We start from the raw sequence: 24,145 nt of genomic DNA, 5'->3' as shown, positions 1-24,145 counted from the left end.
GAGGCGGTAGCCCGGGCAAGGCGCGTCAAGCGCCGCCCCCGGGAGCAGAGCGTAGAGTCGCTGAATTTCCCGGAGGCGATGCTGCGCATCTGTCCGGGCTACAAATTCAAAACCCGCCCTGGCTTGTCGTCGGTTCACCGGAGAGCCAGGCCGGAAAATAGAAAAACCAACCCCCGATCACATAACCCAACCCCGCCTGAAAAGTACCGACCATTGACCTAAAAGTCTCTTCACGAAAGCCGCGTTAACCGCTTCAATTGAACAACAAAAACAAAACATAAATTTAACATCGCATTCCGATTAATACTGAAGAGGTCACCTATGAAACCTGAAAATTTCCGTGCAGACGCTAAACGCCCGTTAACTGGCGAAGAGTACCTGAAGAGCCTGCAGGACGGCCGCGAAATCTATATCTACGGCGAACGCGTTAAGGACGTGACCACCCACCCGGCGTTCCGCAACGCCGCCGCCTCCGTCGCCCAGATGTACGATGCGCTGCATAAACCCGAGCTGCAGGATACCCTGTGCTGGGGCACCGATACCGGCAGCGGCGGCTATACCCACAAGTTCTTCCGCGTCGCGAAAAGCGCCGACGATCTGCGCCAGCAGCGCGACGCCATCGCTGAATGGTCGCGCCTGAGCTACGGCTGGATGGGTCGTACCCCGGACTACAAAGCCGCATTCGGCTGCGCGCTCGGCGCAAACCCGGCGTTTTATGGTCAGTTTGAACAGAACGCCCGTAACTGGTACACCCGCATCCAGGAAACCGGCCTCTACTTTAACCACGCCATCGTCAACCCGCCGATCGACCGCCATAAGCCGGCCGACGAAGTGAAAGACGTCTATATCAAGCTGGAGAAAGAGACCGATGCCGGGATCATCGTCAGCGGCGCGAAAGTGGTGGCCACCAACTCGGCGCTGACCCACTACAATATGATTGGCTTCGGGTCGGCGCAGGTGATGGGCGAAAACCCGGACTTCGCGCTGATGTTTGTCGCGCCGATGGACGCCGAAGGGGTCAAGCTTATCTCCCGCGCCTCCTATGAACTGGTCGCCGGAGCAACCGGATCGCCCTACGACTATCCGCTCTCCAGCCGCTTCGACGAAAACGATGCGATCCTGGTGATGGATAATGTGCTGATCCCATGGGAAAACGTGCTGATCTATCGCGACTTCGATCGCTGCCGCCGCTGGACGATGGAAGGCGGTTTCGCCCGCATGTATCCGCTGCAGGCCTGCGTGCGTCTGGCCGTGAAGCTCGACTTTATCACCGCCCTGCTCAAGCGCTCGCTGGAGTGCACCGGCACCCTGGAGTTCCGCGGCGTACAGGCGGATCTCGGCGAAGTGGTAGCCTGGCGCAATATGTTCTGGGCGCTGAGCGACTCGATGTGCGCCGAAGCCACGCCGTGGGTTAACGGCGCGTATCTGCCGGATCACGCCGCGCTGCAAACCTATCGCGTGATGGCGCCGATGGCCTACGCCAAAATCAAAAACATTATTGAACGCAACGTCACCAGCGGCCTGATCTATCTGCCGTCCAGCGCCCGCGATCTCAACAATCCGCAGATCAACGAATATCTGGCGAAATACGTGCGCGGATCGAACGGCATGGATCACGTCGAGCGTATCAAGATCCTCAAATTGATGTGGGACGCCATCGGCAGCGAGTTTGGTGGGCGTCACGAACTGTATGAAATCAACTACTCAGGTAGCCAGGATGAAATTCGCCTGCAGTGCCTGCGTCAGGCGCAGAGCTCCGGCAACATGGACAAAATGATGGCGATGGTGGATCGCTGCCTGTCCGAGTACGACCAGAACGGCTGGACGGTGCCGCATCTGCACAACAATACCGATATCAACATGCTGGATAAGCTGCTGAAGTAAGCGGCAGCGGGAGGTCACAATGCAATTAGATGAACAACGTCTGCGTTTTCGCGATGCCATGGCCAGCCTGTCGGCCGCCGTTAACGTCATCACCACCGAAGGCGAGGCGGGCCGCTGCGGTATCACCGCCACCGCGGTCTGTTCGGTGACCGATACGCCGCCGTCGGTGATGGTCTGCATCAACGCTAACAGCGCGATGAATCCGGTGTTTCAGGGCAACGGCAAGCTATGCATCAACGTGCTGAACCACGAGCAAGAGGAGATGGCGCGCCACTTCGCCGGCATGACCGGGATGACGATGGACGACCGTTTCGGCCTCAGCTGCTGGCAAAAAGGCGAGCTCGGCCAGCCGGTGCTAAAAGGCTCACTGGCGAGTCTCGAAGGCGAGATTAGCCAGGTACAGACCATCGGCAGCCACCTGGTCTATCTGGTAGAAATCAGGAATATAACCCTGAGCCAGCAGGGCCACGGGCTGATCTACTTTAAGCGCCGCTTCCATCCGGTGATGATGGAGATGGAGGTCGTGGCGTAGTTTTCTATATTTATTCGCCCCCTGATGATCTCGTCAGGGGGTTCATGCCATCTGCTGCGTTGGTTGACAACATAATTTCGCTACGCAATTTTTATTTGATTTGGCGAAAGGGATTTTCTCCACGTTTTACGATGTCAAAAAATTTTCCTACGGAAAACACGGTGTCGCCATCGTTCTCTATAAATACCGCATTGGTAAGCAACCGGGCGGCATCATCAAAATAATTCCAGTTCCAACCCCATCCGCTACCATAGCTTTCACCGATACGTATATTCTTAGTTTCAGATAAGTCACCAACTTCTATATAAATAGATTCTCCAACGTCAGACTTCCTGGGCATGCAATGATCGTAGGCCAGTAAATAGGGTGTAGTAAGTATCCCCTTTACCTCCAGCGAACCATCATTATACGCACCGTAAATTCCGTATTTAATATACGCATCCCCCTGTATTAATGTATGGCCATCACCGGAATACAGACAATCGCAGGTGACATCGTTGACGACTGAAAGAATACATCGGTCGAGGGCGATATCGCCTTCTACAGTGAGATTGCCATCAATCAGGATGCCGAATAGATCATTTTGCCATGTGATATCTTCAAGCTGTTTTTCATACCATTCTTCATCGAGGTTTTGTTTAATATGCAGGTTACCCTTGTACAATAAAAAGCAATCATCATCGTCGTAAAAATTTTCGGTAAATGCGTATTTACCTCTTGCCTCCTTGATAAGAACGATTTGCTTTTCGGGGATCGACTCTTCCTTCAAGGGGGACTTTAACGGTTCTTTCGAAGTCAGTGATTTAAAATGAGTGGTAATTCTGGCTGCTTTTTGTAGAAACGCCATTTCCTGCTCAGAATATTCAATAGTTCCTGTATCGAAGTTATTTTTCCAGTCCTGATACTCCTTTTGTTTCTTGATATCAGAAAAATCAGAGAAGTCGGGAAATTGCTGCAGACAAGTAAAAACGATTTTAAAAGCTTCTTCTTTTCGGCCCAATTTAAGTAAGATACGGACTTTAGTATCGAAAGCGTAAAAGTAATCAGGGCTGTCAATATAATTACAGCCAAGAGATATGGTTTCCAGCGCGCGTTCTAGTTCATCGGTACTATCGGAGTGTTCGTATGCATACCATGCTATATTGTTTGTCGCATAGCGGATCACTTCCTCATAAAACCGCCCCATATCAGTATAATGAAATATCGCACCCGCACTTATGGTATCAGCCATCAACGCCATACACTGTTTAGCCAGAGGCAGCGCTTTTCCCGACTCACCTAAATTAGAGTAAATCCACATCGCCTGATAATTTGCATACAGAAAGTCGTATTCCTGATCTTGATTTAGATTATATGAATTTATCCCTGCCAAATATTTCTTCAGTGCTTCATCCGAAGCATCCCCTTCTTCCTGCTGTATAGCAAGCGCTTCTTTGATATAATTCTTTAACATTTTCGCATCCGTTCAAAGTTTTTGATCGTCCAGGAATCTCATATTACAAACTCACTGCAAGCCATGCACTTATTATTTAATTTACAGCATTTTTTGTTATAACCTATTGACGTGTCATATTATAAATCGCGATAAATAACCGAATCAATTAGGTTATATATTTGTATCGTTCTGTCTTATATTTTCAGTGTTTATATTCAAGAAATTAACTTCCCCCCCCGGGGGTGAATATCATTGAATGAAACCATGATGCAGACTGGAGAAAACGGTGCAGCATTGCTTATCCGTGAAGAATCCAATCTACTCCATCTTTTCCTGTGATCTCAATCACATAATTATCCCCTGTTAACTTCCCTCCCAACCGCTTACCCCGGCAAGTGACCGCTTAATCCCGAATATAACCACTCACAGATTTACCCAACTTTACGCGCGCGAAGTTCTGGCAAGATCGTCTCCAGCATAGCTAATCAATACCTCCACCAACCCTGACTCAAAACTAAACGGCTTCGGCCCATTATTCATCTCATTAACGCCAGGTTTTACTATGGATACTAAAAAGTTATTCAAGCACATACCCTGGGTGATTCTTGGAATCATCGGGGCATTTTGCCTCTCGGTCGTCGCTCTGCGCCGCGGTGAGCACGTCAGTGCGCTGTGGATCGTGGTGGCGTCGGTTTCCGTCTACCTCGTTGCCTACCGTTATTACAGCCTGTACATTGCGCAAAAGGTGATGAAGCTCGATCCTACGCGTTCGACGCCGGCGGTAATTAACAACGATGGCCTGAACTACGTTCCGACCAACCGCTACGTGCTGTTTGGCCACCACTTTGCCGCGATTGCCGGCGCCGGTCCGCTGGTGGGCCCGGTGCTCGCCGCGCAGATGGGCTACCTGCCGGGTACCCTGTGGCTGCTGGCGGGCGTCGTGCTGGCAGGCGCGGTACAGGACTTTATGGTGCTGTTTATCTCCTCGCGTCGTAACGGCGCCTCGCTGGGTGAGATGATCAAGCAGGAGATGGGGCCAGTACCGGGCTCCATCGCGCTGTTCGGCTGCTTCCTGATAATGATCATCATCCTCGCAGTGCTGGCGTTAATCGTGGTTAAAGCGCTGGCGGAAAGCCCATGGGGCGTGTTCACCGTCTGCTCGACCGTGCCAATTGCCCTGTTTATGGGGATCTACATGCGCTTCCTGCGCCCGGGTCGGGTAGGCGAAGTGTCGGTTATCGGCATCGTTCTGCTGGTGGCGTCTATTTACTTCGGCGGCGTGATTGCCCACGACCCTTACTGGGGCCCGGCGCTGACCTTTAAAGACACCACTATTACCTTTACCCTGATTGGCTACGCGTTTATCTCGGCTCTGCTGCCGGTATGGTTGATTCTGGCGCCGCGCGACTACCTGGCGACCTTCCTGAAAATCGGCGTAATCGTTGGCCTGGCGCTGGGTATCGTGATCCTTAACCCGGACCTGAAAATGCCGGCTGTGACCCAGTACATTGACGGTACCGGTCCGCTGTGGAAAGGCGCGCTGTTCCCGTTCCTGTTTATCACTATTGCCTGCGGCGCGGTCTCCGGCTTCCACGCCCTGATCGCTTCCGGCACCACGCCGAAGCTGCTGGCTAACGAAACCGACGCCCGTTTTATCGGCTACGGCGCGATGCTGATGGAGTCCTTCGTGGCGGTGATGGCGCTGGTGGCGGCATCAATTATCGAACCGGGTCTCTACTTCGCGATGAACACTCCGCCGGCGGGTCTGGGCATCACCATGCCGAACCTGCACGAAATGGGCGGTGAAAACGCCGCGCTGATTGCCGCCCAGCTGAGGGATGTCACCGCTCACGCGGCAGCGACCGTCAGCTCCTGGGGCTTCGTGATCTCTCCTGAACAAATCCTGCAAACCGCGAAAGATATCGGCGAACCGTCGGTCCTGAACCGCGCAGGCGGCGCGCCGACGCTGGCCGTGGGTATCGCTCACGTGTTCCACAAAATCATCCCGATGGCGGATATGGGCTTCTGGTACCACTTCGGTATTCTGTTTGAAGCGCTGTTTATCCTCACCGCACTGGATGCCGGTACCCGCGCAGGCCGCTTTATGCTGCAGGACCTGCTGGGCAACTTTGTACCGTTCCTCAAGAAAACCGACTCGCTGGTAGCAGGCATTATCGGTACTGCGGGCTGCGTTGGTCTGTGGGGCTACCTGCTGTATCAGGGCGTGGTCGACCCGCTGGGCGGCGTGAAGAGCCTGTGGCCGCTGTTCGGCATCTCTAACCAGATGCTGGCCGCCGTGGCGCTGGTGCTCGGTACCGTGGTGCTGGTCAAAATGCAGCGCACCAAATATATCTGGGTCACCGTGATCCCGGCTGCATGGCTGCTGCTGTGCACCACCTGGGCGTTGGGTCTGAAACTGTTTAGCACCAACCCGCAGATGGAAGGCTTCTTCTTCATGGCTCAGCAGTACAAAGAGAAGATCGCTTCCGGCGGAGAACTGACCGCACAGCAGATTGCCAATATGAACCATATCGTGGTGAATAACTACACCAACGCCGGTCTGAGCATTCTGTTCCTTGTCGTGGTCTACAGCATCATTTTCTACGGCATCAAAACCTGGCTCAACGTACGCAACAATAAAGTGCGTACCGACAAAGAGACACCGTACGTACCGGTACCGGAAGGCGGCGTGAAGACCTCTTCACATCACTAACCCCTAATGCCGGATGGCGCTACGCTTACCCGGCCTACACAAGCGAATGTTTGTAGGCCGGATAAGGCGCTAGCCGCCATCCGGCTTTATTCGTTCTCTGGAAAGCATAATGTTTGGTAACTTAGGTCAGGCAAAAAAATATCTCGGTCAGGCAGCGAAAATGCTGATTGGCATTCCGGATTACGATAATTACGTCGAGCATATGCAGACCAATCATCCGGACCAGCCGTACATGACCTATGATGAATTCTTTCGCGAACGCCAGCAGGCCCGCTACGGCGGCGACGGCAAAGGCGGCGTGCGCTGCTGCTAATGGAGGCAAATATGGCACCGATTGCAGTTACCCTATTAACCGGTTTTCTTGGCGCCGGTAAAACTACCCTACTGCGCCATATCCTGAACGAACGGCACGGCTTTAAAATTGCCGTTATCGAAAACGAATTTGGCGAAGTCGCCGTCGATGACCAGCTTATCGGCGACCGCGCGACGCAGATTAAAACCCTGACCAACGGCTGTATCTGCTGTACCCGCTCCAACGAACTGGAAGACGCTCTGCTCGATCTTCTCGACAGCCGCGATCGCGGAGAAATTGATTTTGACCGACTGGTCATTGAGTGTACCGGCATGGCCGATCCCGGCCCGATTATTCAGACCTTCTTCTCTCATGATGTACTGTGCGAACGTTACCTGCTGGATGGGGTGATTGCGCTGGTTGATGCGGCGCATGCTGACCAGCAGATGAACCAGTTCACCATTGCCCAGTCGCAGGTGGGGTACGCCGATCGTATCCTGCTCACCAAAACCGACGTGGCGGGCGACAGCGACAAGCTCCGCGAGCGGCTGACGCGCATCAACGTCCGCGCGCCCATTTACCGCGTCATCCACGGCGATATCGACCTGAATCTGCTGTTTAACACCAGCGGTTTTATGCTGGAGGAGAACGTGGTTAGCAGCAAACCGCGCTTCCACTTTATGGCCGACAAGCAGAACGACGTATCGTCAATCGTAGTGGAGCTGGATTATCCGGTAGATATCAGCGAAGTCTCCAGGGTGATGGAAAATCTGCTGCTCACTTTTGCCGAACAGCTGATGCGCTATAAAGGGATGCTGTGGATCGACGGCGAACCGAATCGCCTGCTGTTTCAGGGCGTTCAGCGCCTCTACAGCGCCGACTGGGACCGACCATGGGGCGATGAGCGGCCGCACAGTACCCTCGTCTTTATCGGCATCAATCTACCGGAAAAAGAAATTCGCGCGGCGTTTGCCAGCTTGCGCAAATAGCCGCATGGACGGTTCCCTCTCCCCTTGGGGGAGAGGGTCAGGATGAGCGAAGGAGGCGCAAAATTACCCTTCCCCTCCCTCTTCCTGAGGAAGAAACCCTCGCCAATCGATGTCTTCCGGGAGGGCCATTAGTCCGGTGGGGGAGTCAGAGCATCTGCGCGCTCGGTTGCTTAGCGGCGAACCACCACCAGCTTCTGATTCACAAACTCTTTAATCCCAAGATCGGAAAGCTCGCGGCCGAACCCGGAGCGCTTAACGCCGCCAAACGGCAGCTCCGGCGCGGTATCGGTTAACCAGTTGATATAGACCATCCCGGTTTCAATCCGCGAAGCCATGCGTTTCGCCCTGTCGATATCCTGGCTGAACACGGCTCCGCCGAGGCCGTAATGCGAATCGTTGGCCAGTTTCACCGCCTCATCGTCATCTTTCACCACGTAGATTTGCGCGACCGGACCGAAGAACTCTTCAAAATAAGCCGGATTATCGCGGGTAATGCCGGTCAGTATGGTGGGCTCGAAAAAGCTGCCTTCTCGCTGCGCAGGTTTGCCGCCCAGATGCAGTTTCGCGCCATTTTTCACCGCCTCGTCCACCTGTTTGGTCAACGTTTCCAGCGCGTCTTTTGAGGAGAGCGGGCCCAGCGTGGTACTTTCGTCCAGCGGATCGCCAATTTTCACCTCGCGGAAGGCTTGCGTAAACTGGCTGAGGAAAGCGTCGGCAATTTTTTCATGCAGGATAAAACGTTTCGCCGCGGTGCACACCTGCCCGGCATTATTGAGCCGCGCCTGCACGCCGGTCTTCACCGCTTTCTCCAGATCGGCATCGTCGAGAACGACAAATACATCGTTGCCGCCTAGTTCAAGCGTCGCTTTCTTAATGTGTTTAGCCGCCTGCGCCGCTACCACGCCACCGGCTTTTTCCGAGCCGGTCAGGGCCGCACCCTGTACGCGATCGTCGGCGATAATCTTCGCTACCTGATCCTGAGAAATGAACAGGTTAGTCCATGCGCCCTCTGGCGCGCCGGCCTCACGAACCAGCTGAGCGAAGGTTTCCGCACAGTGCGGGACGATGCTGGCATGTTTGGCGATCACCGGGTTCCCTGCCGCCAGGTTCGGCGCCAGCACGCGCATCAGCTGATAATAAGGGAAGTTCCACGGCTCTACCGCCATCAGTACGCCGATGGGATGGTGTTCGACCCAGGCTTCACCCAGTTCTGACGGATATTTTACCGGCGCCAGAAACTGTTTTGCGTTATCGGCGTAGTAGCGGGCAATTTGCGCGCACAGTTTGACCTCACCGCGGCTTTGCTCGATAAGCTTACCCATCTCCTGGCTGGCGATTTTGGCCAGCTCTTCAACCCGGCTGTCGATCAGGTCCGCCAGCTTGTGCAGGATCGGTAGCCGTTGGTCAATATTTCCCTTGGCCCACTGCGAATGATAAAGCGCATCCGCCTTTTGCAGCGCCGCTTCCACGTCAGCATCGCTGTGTGCCGGATACGCTTTGATAAGCTGATTATTGGCAGGATTCACCGTCTGATAAGCCATATCGCATGTCTCCTTGTTATCGCTGTTAACGCAGTCATAAATACCGCACAGGTTATTAAGGGTAGTCGAGATAGCTGAGGATGCGCTCCGGATCAGGTAGATACGGAATTTTCCAGGAATGAAATGGTGAACACCTGGAGGGCTAAACGGCTCCAGCTGCCCCCCGGCGCATCAGGGGCCTAATGATGCCTGACCGCAAGCGCCGCCTCCGGCAAACCGGTAATTCTTAGCACCGTCTCCAACGCCATACCTTCGGCGAGCATCGTTTGGGCGATACGCAGCGCTTCGGCGCGCTGCCCCTCTTCAACCCCCTCCAGACGACCTTTCTCAAGGCCTTCCCGCTTCCCCTGCCTGCGCCCTACTTCACGTAACCTTTCGGCGATAGTCATTAGCTTCTCCTTGTGCTGCGGTACCCGCTGGGCCACTTCGCGGATGAACTTACCTAATCGAAGCGCTTTGCCCGAGTGAATCAGATAATTAAACAGCGTTTTCAGCTGCCTGTCATTAGCGTATCCATTAAGCAAAATGGCCGTCAGATGCTCCACAATACCCAGCAGATCGCGCTGACGAATATGTTTTGCATCAGCTCCAGCAGGGCGACTCTTCGATGCTGCACAATTTCGTCATCAGGTACGACGGTAATATCCACCAGCGGAAATGGTCCGGTATAAAGCTGTTTTGCCAGGGCTGGGTCGGCGAACATGTCGAGCCAGGATAACGACCAGGGGTATGGCGTGGCGACGCCATGATAAAACAGTATCGGGATCACCAGCGGCAGCGTTTTATGCCCGTTATCCAGATGGCGCTGCATCGCGGCAATAGCATAACGCATGAGTCTGAAGGCCATAAACGCATCCGGGGAGCTTTGATGTTCGATGACCACATAGATATAGCCTTCTCCCGCGGCAGTTTTCAGCGCCCACAGAACATCGGAGTAGTATGCCCGCAGGTTCTCTTCAATAAAGCTACCGGACGCAAGCGTTAACGTATCCAGGTCGCACATTTTTCGTAGCGCTGGCGGCAGATGGATATCAAGGAAGTCCCGCGCGGTGTCAGCATGACGTAGAAACTGTTTGAATACCGCATCGTGCGGCGTGGACGTAGTACCCTTTTCCATGGCTATCCGCCTGCGTAAGAAATCCTGCCGCCACTCTACTGCGCCCTGTTTCTCACCACACGCCCTGCTGTTGGTCTTTACGAGCCGCGACGAAAGCTATTTTTCTTCGGCTGCAAGCAAAACATTTTTGTCCAACGCGACTCGCAGTTTTCCCACCGGCTGATGGCATGTTATAAACAGCTATTCCCTTCAGCTCAGGAGCCAGCCGTGAGCCATACGCGCGACATTCAGCAAACTTTCTGGCGTGACGAACAGCTTCCCTGGCTGGAGCTGCGCAGCACATGGCTTAGCCGCCAGGCCTATAAACGGCATCGTCATCCGCAGCTCTCCATTGGGGCGATTATCGAGGGGGAAACGCGCTGTATCTGCAGCGGGCAGGAGTATCTGCTGCGCCCTGGCGACCTGATTGTTATCCCCGCGCAGGCACCCCACAGCTGTAATCCGCGCGACGGCCAGCCGCGCAGCTACCATATGCTCTATCTCGAGCTAAGCTGGTGCTGGCAACAGCTGACAGAGGGTGTGCATCAGGCAAGGTTGATCACATCATCGCCCGTCATTCGCGATGCCGGGCTCTTTGCGCATTATCTGCAGATCGTGGAGCAGATGAGGCAGCAGCAGACCATGCAGCTCCCTGCAAGCGTCGCTCGTCTGGTTCATACTCTACCGCTGCGCCCGCATGCGCCTCAGGCGCTAAGCGAGACCAGCGCCCGTCTTTTCAGCCGCCTGGCAACCGATCTGCAGGCTCCGCCGACGCTGGATAGCCTCGCCGACGAGTTTGCTCTACGTAAAGAGACGCTGATCCGCACCTTCAAGCAGGAGACCGGCCTGACGCCCGCCAGTTTTATCAATATCGCGCGTATTGAATTCGCTAAAACGCGCCTGCGCGCAGGGGATAATATTGCCGATGTGGGCTACCAGGCCGGGTTTGCCGATCAGAGTCACTTTCATAAAACCTTTGTCAGCTATACCGCTGCCACGCCGCGCCAGTATGCGCAGTCCCGATCAATAACAGACAATAATTAGCGTTCACGCTGGCGTAGGGTGACCTCAGGTTACTACTGAGGTTGCTATGGACATACTCGCTACGCTCTTTCCCTCCGCCTTCCCCGCGCTGGCGCTTTCTCATTTTGTCGCCCTGCTGAGCCCCGGGCCGGATTTTTTTCTGCTGGTGGGCTACGCCATCCGCTATCGCCTGCGCGGCAGCGTCGGCCTGTGTATCGGCATTGCCGCCGGAAACGGTCTGTATATTATTCTGGCGGTAATCGGCTGGGGGATCCTGCGCCACGCGCCGCTGCTGTTTACGGTGATTGAGCTGCTGGGCGCGGCGTATTTACTGTGGATTGGCAGCCTGCTGATAAGAAGCCGTCCGACTACGCTGGCGCTGGATGGCGCCTCGGCTTCGCGCCCGTCGCTGGTGAAACAGCTTTTTCTCGGGCTGGGTTCTTCGCTGCTCAATCCGAAAAACGCCCTGTTCTACCTCGCGCTGATGACATCCCTGTTGGGACCGAACGTCACGCTGGTGCAGCAGGCCGTCAGCGGGGCATGGATGACCAGCGTGGTGTTGATATGGGATCTGTTGCTGGTTACGCTGATTGCGCTACCGTCGGTGCAGCGCCGCCTTTCCGCCGTCGTCTGGCGAGTCGAGCGCACGGCCGGCGCCATACTGATGGCTTTTGGCGGCTGGATTGTCTGGCAATTTTTGCACGAGGCCGTGTAAGTATTCTGCTTCAAGTAATATTGTCATAAGCGGCTTCTTCACGGGTTTCAACCAATAATATCGGTACATACCAATTGTCCACTTTCACCGCAACTTGATAATCCTCTGCTGTTAGTGTTTTGCTGCGCTGTAGCATGGCAAGCACTTCAATTTTGCGGATCCCGGAAAGAGAAAATTGCCACTGGCTCTTTCCGGCACTTGAAAGCTGCGCAATTGCCGATTGATTAGCATTCACCTTGATGGTATTCCCGACAGAGACCAGTTGGACGCTATCCCCAACCTGCATATCGGTAAGTAACGAATGAATGGGATGACCAGCCGGATGTCCACCTGCAAAACTGATATAGAGCTGGCGCAATCCGATGATCGAGAAACGACGTAAGATCCCAGGCGCAACGGCTTGTGCAGCAGTATGGCTGATGACCGCTGGATCTAACTGTTCGATATAGGGATTTGGCGCACGATCATCATGCATAATAACAAGTCGGGATATCGCTCGCGTCATGCCAACATAAAAGAGCCTTCGTTCTTCTTCGTTATTTTCAGGTTGCAGAGAGTGCGAACTACGCCAACCTCCATCTAATATAATGACATGCTCAAACTCTTCACCTTTTACGCCATGTACGGTGCTCAGCAAAACCCCCAGGCCAAAGCGAACCTGGCTGTGCTGGGCATGTAAATATTCCAGTATGAAATGTTCAAAATAAGCGGCAGGTAATGGCTCGCCTCCCTGGCTTAGCTCCCATTGCTCAATTAATTCATAAATAATATCGTGCCAACGGTTCGCCTGGTCTCGCCCCGGTAGTTGCTGACACAGCTCTGCTGGCGTCAGCGACTCGAGCGCTCTTTCTCGTAGCCATAGCAGATAATTGGCGATCTCCCGACAGTGGCGAATGGGGAAACCATAATCTTTCTCCAGCGCAAAGCGGCAAGGAATACCTGCATCCGCAAGGGCTGAACGGACCCAAATAAGCTCCTTTTTGTCGAGCCCATTGCGTGCAATAACCGCAATTTTCTCAAGAGGGCATTCCGGCTGCAGCCGTTGAATATACTGAATTTGGCGCACGACCTCTGCCGCCTGCTGAGCCGCGCCGGTACAATGCTGGATAACAACTTTGCCTTCCGAAGGTTCAAGTGCGCTCCACTCTCCACCTGGCGGAAGCATCTGGCGAGCGCGATCGATTACGATCGGATGCTCGCATTTCATTCTCCCCTGATTATGACTGATAAGATAATTTGAACATGCAATAATATTGGCCGTAGAGCGGTAATTCCACGTTAAAAAATGAGTACGGGCGGAGTAATCGCTTTCAAACAAACGAATAAATCGCACGCTGGCATCACGGAAACCATAAATAGATTGATCGTCATCACCCACCGCCATGAGATTAAGACGAGCATCATCTTCACTTTCATTTTTACCTGCCAGCGCGGCAATCAGCTGATACTGTGGCTCATCAATATCCTGATATTCATCCACTAGTAAATACTCAAGCCCGCCGAGGAGGTATTCACGTTGTTCTTCAACTTCTAACCCGAGCTGCGTTTCATCGCCTTTGAGTAAAGCTATTGCTTTCCAGAGCAGGTTATCAAAATCGATTTCGTCATTATCTTTCCGCTCAATCTGGTATCCCGTAAGGCTCAATGCTAATCCGTGGAAGGTTTGTACCATTATGCTGGCACCATCTTTACCAAGCAACGACTTCAATCTGCGTCTTAAGGAAATCGCTGCGTTACGGTTATAGCAGAGCAACAGGATTTTACGCGGGTCGACCTGCTTCACGCGTAAAAGATAGGCGCATCGATGGATAATAACTTTACTTTTCCCTGAGCCTGGTCCGGCAAGAACTAACGTATTTTGTTCAAGGTTCGCCTGCACAATTTGCTCCTGATCGGGATTGTGCAAATTTTCAACAATGCGTTTCCATGAGCTTTCGCTGGTGGCCAGATCGAGAATTTTTCGCCGCCCTTTAAAATAAAGTGGAACAAATGACTCGGCATCCATAGCAAAGTAATCCTGTACGAGCCGTTGGGCATAGTTAGGTTTTTCAAGACCAAGCCTGGCGTATTCATTCATCACATGGATCTGAAGCGTCTTTTGCTGATAATGGAGAGCCAGTGGTTCATAATCAGCTTTGACATACCGTTGCGATTTTTCAGCCTGCAATTTCAAGCTCATCGCTGTCCGGAAAACAGCCAGCCCATTTTGCAGCACAATGGCATGTTGTTCATGAAGATAAAGTAGAGCACGTTCTGCACCAGCCATCAGCCACTGCTGCTCATCCCCCCCCTGTCTCTGTTGGATCATTGGAATAATATCAACATCTTTTCTTAAATAATCGATAACCTGTTCCAGTGAGAAAGAAAGCATCACTTTTTTGATACTGCTTTCATCACTATCCAATGCCAATTGATAAATAAAATTCAGTACGGAGCTTGTCACACGATGACGTTGTAAAATGGCTCTTTCGATATATGCCCAGTCACGATACATAATAATCTGGTAGCTGTTCCTTGTACCATAACGAAAATCAATAAGCCCTTTATGACCGTTTGCTCGAGCATCCTGAGACCAGCTAAATAATATATTTTGTAGTAACGTGGTATTACTTCTATCATAGCCTTGCTGAATAATCTCTTGATTCATAACCGCAATCTGGAGAGGCCATGGCATCCCCAGTTCAATATCAGGATGAGCTTCGCGCAGCAGCCCTAACATGGCGATTTCAATATTGTGAATTAACTCAGTTGTGATCCTCGCATTATCTTTCCCTTTGGGGCGCATACGTACGGTCAGCAGCATTCCCCTGGTGACCAGGCCAACATCAGCCATCTGTGTCAATACGCGCATAACATCTTTTGCTTCAATTCCTGACGTATTATTTTCTTTATGCGGAAGAAATTGGGCAACCTCATCAGCAATGCTGTCGGCACTAAGTCCGTCATCGTCATTAGCATTTAATAGCGCCTGTAAAACAGCATTCCAGAGAACCATCGCCGCAGGATTCAAGTGCAGCGCTGCCATCTTACTTTGCGCTTCTTCCAGAGAAGAAAAGGCCACTTTTCCCTGAAAAACCTGAGTTATATTATCAAGTCGCTCCACATAACCAACACGTTCCAGCCACGCTATCCCCGTTTTAACTTTAGTATCCGCATTGTTATCATCGATAGAGAAACTGGTTTTAACCATAGGATGATTAATTAGCTCAATACTTGTGGCAACGACTTCATTATTTTCATTAACTTTCTTTTTGATTCCCTTAAATATTGCATAAATATCTTTAAAGCTTACTTCACTAATAGCCTGAAGGCGAAACTGTTTTTCAATATCCTGCTCATCAAATAATAGCACACAATGCGCGTCCAGCGTATCCCGCCCAGCACGCCCTGCCTCCTGGAGATAATTTTCCAGAGAACCGGGGATCTCCGCATGTATTACTAAACGTACATTTTCTTTGTCTATTCCCATGCCAAAGGCATTAGTAGCACAAATAACTCGATAACGGTTAGCAATAAACCCTTCAAGGATTTCTTTCTTTTCACTATTTTCAAGCCGGGCATAAAAACGAGCAACCGGTAAAGGTTGCTGTTGGGTCAACACATCGCTGATTTCATCTACCGAACGGCGGGTCGCGCAATAGATAATGCATGCACCTTCATCATCATTAGAAAAAAATTTATCGAGCAAATTCAAAATCTGACTAATTTTGCTCAAGCCATTACTTGCAATGATTTCATAGTGAAGATTAATTCTTTCTACTCCCCCTGAAAAACGAGCTAATGGGTGCGATAATTTTTTGTCAAAATACCGACAAATATCATTAATCACATCCAACTTCGCCGTTGCGGTATAGCAAAATACCGGAGGAATCTGCACAGACTGCTCCTGCGCCAAAGATTCAATAACCTTGCCACAATACAGATAGTCAGGACGAAAATCATGGCCCCACTTTGATAAACAGTGAGCCTCATCAAAAACCCATCCACTAATCTGACGTTGCTTGATAGCTTGTTTTACCGCGCGGTTACGTAATTGCTCAGGAGAGAGGTAAAGAATCGCAATATCCCCCTTACGGACCTGCTCAAGAATAGCGCCGCGCTCAGGTAAAGTTAGCATCCCTGAAATAGCCTCAACGCCTTTAATACCTGCCTTATGACGTAAATTATCCACTTGATCTTTCATCAGCGCTTGTAAAGGCGAAATAACAATGGTTAAAGAACCATTTCGCAGATTCCTGACAATCGCAGGAAGTTGATAACATAAAGACTTCCCTCCGCTAGTCGGTAATATCCCAAGCAGTGAACGACTAGCTAATCCGTACTCAACGATATTGCGCTGTAACGGCGAGCCATCAGGAAGTTTACGAAAATCGTTCAGCTCGAAAATTTTCTGTAAATGCCGACGAGCATCATGGTTTTCACAGCAGTAGCGGCAAGTTTCAGACTGGCATTTTTGCTCACGCAATTCGCGGATGATATCAGCGGTGACGGGAAAACGGCGCCATATCCAGGGCGGTAAAACAGAATTCCCTCCCGATACGGGGAGCCAGGCACAGGCAAAAGCCAATGGTAGTAAGCGCAAAGGCTGTTTAAGAGCATCGCCAATAACCCGATTAAGCTGGTTAGGGCATGCTTTATTCTGAGCAACCGATTTAACTAGCGTAGGTAAAACTACGGCGGATATGGACGCCTGACCCGTCAGTGCGGAAAAAATGCTGGCCATCCCACGTGTACTGAAATGGCTGGCAACGCCGTGCTCAAAAAGATACTGATATAGCTGCAACTGAGCCAGCGGCTTTTCTTGCAGCGCACATATTTGCTCGGTGAATACCTGAAGCGATAATTTAGCGTCATTCACTGGATCGTTAATGCTATCTCTTACCAGTTTATAGTCTTTAATCAGCCGATGGTATGGATTTGCGGGAAAAGCTAGCGGTGATAAATAAAGGGTATCAATGATTGGTTTATCTAATAATATTTGAGCACGTACGCGTTGTTTGGCAATCCAGGGTAAATCATGATCCAGTATGTTATGACCGAGGATTAAATCTGCATCGCCTGCCATTTCATCCAATTGATGAATCGCTTCATCCTGATTTATCTTCAAACTCAACGTGCGTTCCGCCAGCACGGCCCCCATATGCCTTAACTTTTCATCACGCGTAAGCTCTAAATCGAAAGACAGAATTTTATTAAAATCAACAGAATGTTTATCCGTTTTCATCAAATATAGCACCAGGAAATTTCAGGAATGATTTTGATACACATTGAAATATAAAACGTATTTAATTTCCTATTGAATCACTAATTTCTGGTGAAATCCAGACGGTTAAATTGCTATACCGTCATTTCATATCATCAATGGTGCTCACGATGCCCACTCTTAGCTAGCTAAGCGCCACGGGAAATAAGTCTCAGGCAAATAAAGTCCCACCCCTCCCGCTCAATCAGTTTTTGCACGAGTTCGCCGTCAGGCTATATGCTTAGACCTATGGAAAAACTCGCTGAACTGAAACGTGCCAAGCTGCTGGCGCTCTCGCTGCTGTTGATTGCAGTCGCCATTTTTATCACTACCCTCGTGCTGCCGCCGACGCCATGGGTCGGTGCGCTAAAGGCTATTTCCGAAGCGGCGATGGTGGGCGCGCTGGCGGACTGGTTCGCGGTGGTTGCGCTGTTTCGCCGCATTCCGCTGCCGTTCGTGTCGCGACATACGGCAATTATCCCGCGTAATAAAGACCGAATTGCCGACAATCTCGGCTATTTCGTGCAAGAAAAATTTCTCGACACGCCCTCGCTGGTCGCGCTGATCCGCCGCTACGAACCGGCGCTGATGCTCGGCAACTGGTTCAGCCAGCCGGAAAACGCGCGTCGGGTCGGCCAGCATCTGCTGCAGGTGATGAGCGGCTTTCTGGAGCTTACCGACGACGCGCGCATTCAGCGCCTGCTGCGTCGGGCGGTGCATAAAGCGATTGATAAGGTCGATTTAACCCAAACCAGCGCCATGATGCTGGAAGGATTGACGCGCGATAACCGCCATCAGAAGCTGCTGGATTCGCTAATTAGCCAGCTGATCGCCCTGCTCCAGCGCGACAGCTCGCGGGCGTTTATTGCCCGCGGTATCGTGCACTGGCTGGAGACCGAGCATCCGCTTAAAGCCAGGCTACTGCCTACCGAATGGCTGGGCGAGCACAGCGCTGAAATGGTTACCGATGCGGTTAACACGCTGCTCGACGAAGTCAGTCAGGATCGCGCTCATCAGATCCGTCAGGCCTTCGATCGCGCGGCGCTTAAGCTGATCGATAACCTGAAGTCCGATCCGCAGATGGCGGAAAAAGCGGACAGTATCAAAGCGTATCTGAAAAACGATGAGACGTTTAACCGCTATCTGGGCGAAGTGTGGGCCGACCTGCGCGGTTGGGTCAAAAACGACGTCAATAGCGAGGATTCACGCATTAAACAGCGCATTGCCGAAGCCGGGCAGTGGTTTGGCGAAACGCTGCTCCACGATGAGGCGCTGCGCGAATCGCTGAACGAACATCTCGAACAGGCGGCGCACCGGGTGGCACCGGAGTTTGCCACCTTCCTGACGCGCCATATCAGCGATACGGTCAAAAGCTGGGATTCCCGCGATATGTCGCGGCAAATCGAACTGAATATCGGGAAGGATCTGCAGTTTATCCGTATTAACGGCACGCTGGTTGGCGGCACCATCGGTCTGCTGCTGTGGCTGTTTTCACAAATTCCGTCGCTGCTGCATTTACATATTTAATTCAACTTTCTGTTTTAAAAGTATTTCTTCCATAAATACATATTAACCACTAAAAAAACAGGGATTTTTAAGTTGACCCTAAATTTATTGCAGTGTGAAGTGCTGAAACAGCGGGCACCGGCTAAGCGCGTACCGCTGTTTTAACACGCAAGCTCAGGATAGATTCGCCCCTTTCCGATCGTCGTTGCGTAGAGACTCAACAAGGAGCCCACCGATGTTGCAATGGATGACCCGTTTTTTCGCCCGCCATTCCGCCACGCTGTTCTTCCCGGCGGCGCTGATCCTGTATGACTTTGCCGCCTATCTGACCACCGACCTTATTCAACCGGGGATTATCCACGTTGTGCGCGATTTTGACGCCGACGTGGCGCTGGCTCCCGCCTCGGTCAGTCTGTATATGGCCGGTGGCATGGCGCTACAGTGGCTGCTCGGGCCGCTCTCCGATCGTATCGGCCGCCGTCCGGTGCTGCTCACCGGCGCGCTGATCTTTACCCTGGCCTGCGTAGCGACCCTGTTCACCACCTCAATGGAGCAGTTCCTCGCGGCGCGCTTTGTTCAGGGCACCAGCATCTGCTTTATCGCCACGGTCGGCTACGTCACCGTGCAGGAGGCATTTGGCCAGACAAAAGCCATTAAGCTGATGGCGATTATTACCTCGATCGTGCTGATCGCGCCGATCATTGGTCCGCTTTCCGGCGCCGCGTTGATGCATTTCGTGCACTGGAAGGTGCTGTTCGGGATCATTGCGGCGATGGGGTTTATTGCCTGGCTGGGTCTGCTGCTGAACATGCCGGAAACCGTCCGGCGCGGCGACGTTCCCTTCAGCGCCAGCGGCGTACTGCGCGATTTTCGCGATGTCTTCCGCAACCGCATTTTCCTGTTCGGCGCCGCCACGCTCTCGCTCAGCTATATACCGCTGATGAGCTGGGTTGCGGTCTCGCCGGTTATCCTGATTGACGACGGCGGACTGACCACCGCCGAGTTTGCCTGGACCCAGGTACCGGTCTTCAGCGCAGTGATTATTGCCAACCTGTCGGTAGCGCGCTGGGTCAAAGACCCTACCCGCCCGCGCTTTATCTGGCGCGCGGTGCCCATCCAGATGACCGGGCTGGCGATCCTGATCCTCGGCAACCTGCTGTGGCCGCACGTCTGGCTGTGGTCGGTGATCGGCACCTGCTTTTACGCTTTCGGCATTGGCCTGATCTTCCCGACGCTGTTCCGCTTTACCCTGTTTTCCAACGATCTGCCAAAGGGCACCGTTTCCGCGTCGCTGAATATCGTGATCCTCAGCGTCAGCGCACTTTCTATCGAAGCGGCGCGCTGGCTGTGGTTTAACGGCGGCAGGCTGCCGTTCCATCTGCTGGGGGTAACGGCAGGGATCGCGGCCGCGTGCTGTCTGGCGGGGCTGTTAAGCCGGATACGCCAGCGTCCCGAAGCCATGCTGGCACAGCAGGAGTAGCGAAAGGCGCTACTCCACGGTCCAGGCTTCGCTAAAGCTCTCGTCGGCGAACAGCTCCGTCAGGCCGCTGATCTGTTTCAGACGCAGCACCTCATCAGCATCCATACCGAGCTCTTCGCCGATGCGCCGATCGTCCCAGCCCTGACGATGTAAATCGCGGACGATATCGGACATCGCCGCGATCTGGTGTTTACCCCTGGCGCGATTATGGCGAATAGTGGCGGCGATACGCTCTTTCTGCCCCTCGCGCTCGGCATTGATAAGCGTCACCGGGAGATAACCATGCAGACGCCGGCTCAGCTCCGGGCGGCTCTTCCCAATCAGGTGGCGATGAAAACCATCCACCACCAGGTGCCGTCGCTGCTGGCGAGCCACCACTACCGGTTGGGTAAAACCATCCAGTTCGATAGATCGTTCCAGAAGCTTTTTTTCCACCGTCGCCATCACGTTAGGATTGTAGTCATTCGCCTCAACCGTTTTGGCTTCAACCCACAGCACGCAGTCCACCGGCTCGCGGCAGAACGGGCTGTGCTGGTGGATCAGGCTCTTCAGCTCGTTAATCGCTTTGATTTTCAGGTCAACATCGTCAAACGACTCGAGATATTCAATCACTGTCTTAGCCACATCCGGTGACATCAGAGCGTCCTCCACTCTTTACGTTTGTTACTCATCAGTCGACAGTAGCGCTCATAGTGCTTAGGCTGCGTCGGGCTGAACGACAGCATCCGGCACCAGAAATCGTTTTTCAGCAGCGTCTTACAGATGCGGCGCCATGAAGGGATATCGCGATAGCCGAGATCTTTTTCCTGCTCATCGGGGATATCGTCGGGAAACCCGCGGGTCTGGTACCAGTGCAGATAAATAGCGATTTTATTACGGTAATGCTCGGCGGTTTTTTCCGGCATGCTGTCGAGCAGAAAGAGCGCGTACTCGCGCCAGCTAAAATGCGCCGGTTTGCGGATTTTGGTCTTCAGCGCAAAGTAGTCGCCGCTGGCGTTGGCATAAATCGCACCGCTGTGCGCGCCGCATACGCGTCGGCACATCCGCTCCCAGGTCTCCGGCTCAAGAATGTGATACAGCCACAGCCCGCGCCGCTGCTCGGGGCCGAAGGGTTCGCAGACGCGCATATTTTTTAGCGGCACCCCGGCGCGATACATCAGGTCATAAAGCGGGTTGTAGGGGAGTCGTGACTTATGATTAAAGATCCAGATGTCGCGGGTCCGCCAGTCATAAAGGGGATAGCAGGTATAGCTAAATCCCTCCGGCGAGGCGGTCGTCCACGGCTTATCTTCCTCAAAGCGCAGTTTGGTCTGCGAGGTAAGCGCCATGTAGCGATGCAGCGACTCGTCGGTGCGGATGCCGATAAGCGAAGCAAGACTTCTACCCCCGGCCAGCCAGTGGGAAAAGGCCGGAATAAACGCTTCAAAGGTCATTTCCGGCTGATAAAAAGGAAAAAAACCGGCATCGGTGATGGCATCCTCGGGCGGCTGCCTCACCCATTCAACCCCGGCCCGCCAGGCGACCCATTCCGGCTCATGCTGCGATACGCCGCTCACCGTCGTCATCGGCAGCGCCACCCAATAGAAGCGGCTCACCACATCCTGATAGCGCTCTTTCATATTTTGCACGTGCTGGATGGTTAATAAATACTGCGCCTCCCAGTCCACGAACAGCACCGCAAATTTTTTCCCTTTTTTACGCGCAACGGCTGCCGCCAGATGAAATAATACCGTCGAATCTTTACCGCCGGAAAAAGATAAACAGACCTGCTCGAAGGTATCAAATACCCAATCCAGGCGCATCAGAGCAGCGTCAAAAACATTCATATCCAGTTTTACGCGTTTCATCCTTCACCCCTGATAAATGAATCGCCGTCAGAATGTACTTATAGAAAAAATCCGTAAGCCAGATAACCTGAAAACAGGTCTATAGATTATTCATCCAGATACCGCATGCTGAAAAAAGGCGAGCGCGACTAAATTATTCACACCATGAAAAACATGTTATCTCATTTAAATTCATGAAGTTATGAGAATCGCTCTTATTGTCTTCATTTTAACGAGAATACTGTGATCTCAGTCACAATTAGCTCCTGAGCGATTTAATCAACCTCCTTCGTTGTGGCCAAAAACATCACGCCATATCACAACTGACTCCCCGCGATCGGATATAATCAGCAGCCCTGTTTAACCGTAACAATATTGATTAAGGAACGCTATGAGCGATATAGATCTCAGCCCGCCGCAACGCGATCTGCTACGCGAAAAGCTGTATAAATACTGCCAGGAGAATTTTGAACTGGAACTGGAGCAATTTGACGCGGAATTTTTTGTCGACTTTATCGCGAAAGAGCTGGGTCCAATGTTTTATAACGCCGGGATTGATGCGGCCATCGCCACCCACCTTGCATGGAGCGATCGAATTCAGGAAGAGATGGATCTGAAAAAAGTCTATTAGCGGAAGATCAATAAATACCCATACAAAATGTGGCTATAATGCGACCTCTTTCATCATCTCCCGTGTACGGGGAAGGAAAACCATGTCGCTTATCACCGATCTACCCGCCATTTTTGACCACTTCTCTTCAGCCCGCCAGCAGGGTTTCCTCACGGTCATGGAGCTTAAAGAGCAAAATATTCCGCTGGTTGGCACCTACTGCACCTTTATGCCGCAGGAGATCCCGTTGGCCGCGGGCGCGGTGGTGGTGTCGCTGTGTTCCACCTCCGACGAGACGATTGAAGAGGCCGAAAAGGATCTGCCGCGCAACCTCTGCCCGCTGATAAAAAGCAGCTACGGTTTTGGCAAGACCGACAAATGCCCCTACTTCTACTTTTCCGACCTCGTGGTGGGCGAAACCACCTGCGATGGCAAAAAGAAAATGTATGAATACATGGCTGAATTCAAAGCCGTGCACGTGATGCAGCTGCCGAACAGCGCCAGCGATGATGCCTCGCGAGCGCTGTGGAAAGCGGAAATCCTGCGCCTGCAAAAGGCGGTGGAAGATCGCTTTGGTACGCCGATCACCGAAGCCGCCCTGCGCGACGCGATTATCCTCAAGAACCGCGAAAGGCGGGCGCTGGCGAACTTTTATCGCGTCGGCCAGCTCAATCCGCCCGCGCTCAGCGGTAGCGATATTTTAAAAGTGGTCTACGGTGCGACCTTTCGCTTCGATAAAGCGGCGCTAATCGATGAACTCAACGGCATGGCCGATCGGGTGCGTCTGCAGTGGCAAGAGGGGAAACGGCTGGAGGCGCGGCCGCGTATTCTGATCACCGGCTGCCCGATCGGCGGGGCGGCGGAAAAAGTGGTGAAGGCCATTGAAGACAACGGCGGCTGGGTGGTCGGTTTTGAAAACTGCACCGGCGCGAAAGCCACCGAGCGCTGCGTGGAGGAGACTGGCGACGTTTACGACGCCCTGACCGATAAGTATCTCGCTATCGGCTGCTCCTGCATCTCGCCGAACGACCAGCGCCTGGATCTGCTCAGCCAGATGGTGGACGAGTATCAGGCAGACGGCGTGGTGGATGTTATTTTGCAGGCCTGCCATACCTATGCGGTGGAATCGCTGGCGATAAAACGCCACGTGCGCCAGCAGCACAACATCCCCTACATCGCCATTGAGACCGACTATTCGACGGCGGATATCGGTCAGCTCAGCACCCGCGTGGCGGCCTTCATTGAGATGCTTTAGGAGCGC

The 24,145-nt window shown here is 52.7% G+C and carries 16 protein-coding genes and 1 pseudogene; 11 read left to right on the top strand and 6 right to left on the bottom strand.

The annotated features are described in order from the left end of the window. Positions 1-321 precede the first annotated feature (321 nt). A complete protein-coding gene (gene hpaB, locus IAE27_RS08800; RefSeq protein WP_004128599.1) occupies positions 322-1,884 on the top strand; it encodes a 4-hydroxyphenylacetate 3-monooxygenase, oxygenase component in 1,563 nt (520 codons plus the stop codon). 19 nt (positions 1,885-1,903) lie between these two features. Further along, positions 1,904-2,416 (top strand): 4-hydroxyphenylacetate 3-monooxygenase reductase subunit, encoded by a 513-nt coding sequence (locus IAE27_RS08795; protein ID WP_004110317.1) that lies wholly within the window; start codon positions 1,904-1,906, stop codon positions 2,414-2,416. A gap of 91 nt (positions 2,417-2,507) precedes the next feature. Here IAE27_RS08795 and IAE27_RS08790 read toward each other — a convergent pair whose 3' ends face one another. Continuing rightward, positions 2,508-3,869 carry a hypothetical protein gene (locus IAE27_RS08790; protein WP_070556380.1) on the bottom strand — a complete coding sequence of 454 codons (1,362 nt, stop codon included), beginning with the start codon at positions 3,867-3,869 and terminating at the stop codon, positions 2,508-2,510. Positions 3,870-4,413: 544 nt separating this feature from the next. On the opposite strand from IAE27_RS08790, the gene btsT reads away from it, so the two are divergent. From btsT to yjiA, 3 genes are all read left to right on the top strand, one after another. Next, entirely contained in the window at positions 4,414-6,564 is a 2,151-nt protein-coding gene (gene btsT, locus IAE27_RS08785; protein WP_004108575.1) for a pyruvate/proton symporter BtsT, read from the top strand. Positions 6,565-6,673: 109 nt separating this feature from the next. Further along, complete coding sequence (locus IAE27_RS08780; protein ID WP_004108577.1) at positions 6,674-6,877, top strand: YbdD/YjiX family protein; 204 nt, start codon at positions 6,674-6,676, stop codon at positions 6,875-6,877. Positions 6,878-6,888: 11 nt separating this feature from the next. Continuing rightward, positions 6,889-7,845 carry a GTPase gene (yjiA, locus tag IAE27_RS08775; RefSeq protein WP_004108579.1) on the top strand — a complete coding sequence of 319 codons (957 nt, stop codon included), beginning with the start codon at positions 6,889-6,891 and terminating at the stop codon, positions 7,843-7,845. Between the two features lie 170 nt (positions 7,846-8,015). Here yjiA and IAE27_RS08770 read toward each other — a convergent pair whose 3' ends face one another. Continuing rightward, positions 8,016-9,386 (bottom strand): NAD-dependent succinate-semialdehyde dehydrogenase, encoded by a 1,371-nt coding sequence (locus IAE27_RS08770; RefSeq protein ID WP_004108581.1) that lies wholly within the window; start codon positions 9,384-9,386, stop codon positions 8,016-8,018. A gap of 179 nt (positions 9,387-9,565) precedes the next feature. After that, positions 9,566-10,503 (bottom strand): annotated as a pseudogene (locus tag IAE27_RS08765) (Rpn family recombination-promoting nuclease/putative transposase). A gap of 207 nt (positions 10,504-10,710) precedes the next feature. On the opposite strand from IAE27_RS08765, the gene IAE27_RS08760 reads away from it, so the two are divergent. Together IAE27_RS08760 and IAE27_RS08755 are read left to right on the top strand one after the other, a co-directional pair. Then, entirely contained in the window at positions 10,711-11,526 is an 816-nt protein-coding gene (locus tag IAE27_RS08760) for an AraC family transcriptional regulator (RefSeq protein WP_154022080.1), read from the top strand. A gap of 46 nt (positions 11,527-11,572) precedes the next feature. Beyond that, a complete protein-coding gene (locus IAE27_RS08755) occupies positions 11,573-12,220 on the top strand; it encodes a LysE family translocator (protein WP_070556382.1) in 648 nt (215 codons plus the stop codon). A gap of 10 nt (positions 12,221-12,230) precedes the next feature. Here the strand turns inward: IAE27_RS08755 and IAE27_RS08750 are convergent, their stop codons facing one another. Then, the gene (locus IAE27_RS08750; RefSeq protein WP_070556385.1) at positions 12,231-17,444 is read right to left on the bottom strand and encodes a RecQ family ATP-dependent DNA helicase; all 5,214 of its coding nucleotides are present in this window, start codon (positions 17,442-17,444) and stop codon (positions 12,231-12,233) included. A 255-nt stretch (positions 17,445-17,699) separates the two neighbouring features. Here IAE27_RS08750 and IAE27_RS08745 point away from each other — a divergent pair, with 255 nt between their 5' ends. Together IAE27_RS08745 and mdtM are read left to right on the top strand one after the other, a co-directional pair. Then, positions 17,700-18,989 (top strand): DUF445 domain-containing protein, encoded by a 1,290-nt coding sequence (locus IAE27_RS08745; protein WP_004108595.1) that lies wholly within the window; start codon positions 17,700-17,702, stop codon positions 18,987-18,989. A gap of 214 nt (positions 18,990-19,203) precedes the next feature. Next, a complete protein-coding gene (gene mdtM / locus IAE27_RS08740; protein WP_004108596.1) occupies positions 19,204-20,448 on the top strand; it encodes a multidrug efflux MFS transporter MdtM in 1,245 nt (414 codons plus the stop codon). A 9-nt stretch (positions 20,449-20,457) separates the two neighbouring features. Here mdtM and IAE27_RS08735 read toward each other — a convergent pair whose 3' ends face one another. Continuing rightward, positions 20,458-21,084: an IbrB-like domain-containing protein gene (locus tag IAE27_RS08735; RefSeq protein ID WP_004108598.1), complete on the bottom strand. Its 627-nt coding sequence runs from the start codon at positions 21,082-21,084 to the stop codon at positions 20,458-20,460. After that, a complete protein-coding gene (locus tag IAE27_RS08730; protein WP_154022081.1) occupies positions 21,084-22,295 on the bottom strand; it encodes a phosphoadenosine phosphosulfate reductase in 1,212 nt (403 codons plus the stop codon). Before IAE27_RS08730 ends, IAE27_RS08735 begins: the two co-directional genes overlap by 1 nt. A 370-nt stretch (positions 22,296-22,665) precedes the next feature. Here IAE27_RS08730 and IAE27_RS08725 point away from each other — a divergent pair, with 370 nt between their 5' ends. Both IAE27_RS08725 and IAE27_RS08720 read left to right on the top strand, forming a co-directional pair. Beyond that, complete coding sequence (locus tag IAE27_RS08725) at positions 22,666-22,905, top strand: DUF2164 domain-containing protein (protein ID WP_004108602.1); 240 nt, start codon at positions 22,666-22,668, stop codon at positions 22,903-22,905. An 82-nt stretch (positions 22,906-22,987) separates the two neighbouring features. Continuing rightward, entirely contained in the window at positions 22,988-24,139 is a 1,152-nt protein-coding gene (locus IAE27_RS08720) for a double-cubane-cluster-containing anaerobic reductase (protein WP_004108604.1), read from the top strand. The last annotated feature ends 6 nt before the right edge of the window (positions 24,140-24,145 follow it).

It is taken from the genome of Klebsiella sp. S69 (assembly GCF_016516145.1).
Taxonomy (GTDB): Bacteria; Pseudomonadota; Gammaproteobacteria; order Enterobacterales; family Enterobacteriaceae; genus Klebsiella; species Klebsiella oxytoca.
Note: the sequence above shows the minus strand (reverse complement) of the source record. Positions and strands in the feature narration are given on the sequence as shown.

Excerpts from the sequence above, each read along its gene's own strand:
- hpaB (WP_004128599.1), top strand. The coding sequence starts at position 322 with ATGAAACCTGAAAATTTCCGTGCAGACGCTAAACGCCCGTTAACTGGC.
- IAE27_RS08795 (WP_004110317.1), top strand. The coding sequence starts at position 1,904 with ATGCAATTAGATGAACAACGTCTGCGTTTTCGCGATGCCATGGCCAGC.
- IAE27_RS08790 (WP_070556380.1), bottom strand. The coding sequence starts at position 3,869 with ATGTTAAAGAATTATATCAAAGAAGCGCTTGCTATACAGCAGGAAGAA.
- btsT (WP_004108575.1), top strand. The coding sequence starts at position 4,414 with ATGGATACTAAAAAGTTATTCAAGCACATACCCTGGGTGATTCTTGGA.
- IAE27_RS08780 (WP_004108577.1), top strand. The coding sequence starts at position 6,674 with ATGTTTGGTAACTTAGGTCAGGCAAAAAAATATCTCGGTCAGGCAGCG.
- yjiA (WP_004108579.1), top strand. The coding sequence starts at position 6,889 with ATGGCACCGATTGCAGTTACCCTATTAACCGGTTTTCTTGGCGCCGGT.
- IAE27_RS08770 (WP_004108581.1), bottom strand. The coding sequence starts at position 9,386 with ATGGCTTATCAGACGGTGAATCCTGCCAATAATCAGCTTATCAAAGCG.
- IAE27_RS08755 (WP_070556382.1), top strand. The coding sequence starts at position 11,573 with ATGGACATACTCGCTACGCTCTTTCCCTCCGCCTTCCCCGCGCTGGCG.
- IAE27_RS08750 (WP_070556385.1), bottom strand. The coding sequence starts at position 17,444 with ATGAAAACGGATAAACATTCTGTTGATTTTAATAAAATTCTGTCTTTC.
- IAE27_RS08745 (WP_004108595.1), top strand. The coding sequence starts at position 17,700 with ATGCTTAGACCTATGGAAAAACTCGCTGAACTGAAACGTGCCAAGCTG.
- mdtM (WP_004108596.1), top strand. The coding sequence starts at position 19,204 with ATGTTGCAATGGATGACCCGTTTTTTCGCCCGCCATTCCGCCACGCTG.
- IAE27_RS08735 (WP_004108598.1), bottom strand. The coding sequence starts at position 21,084 with ATGTCACCGGATGTGGCTAAGACAGTGATTGAATATCTCGAGTCGTTT.
- IAE27_RS08730 (WP_154022081.1), bottom strand. The coding sequence starts at position 22,295 with ATGAAACGCGTAAAACTGGATATGAATGTTTTTGACGCTGCTCTGATG.
- IAE27_RS08725 (WP_004108602.1), top strand. The coding sequence starts at position 22,666 with ATGAGCGATATAGATCTCAGCCCGCCGCAACGCGATCTGCTACGCGAA.
- IAE27_RS08720 (WP_004108604.1), top strand. The coding sequence starts at position 22,988 with ATGTCGCTTATCACCGATCTACCCGCCATTTTTGACCACTTCTCTTCA.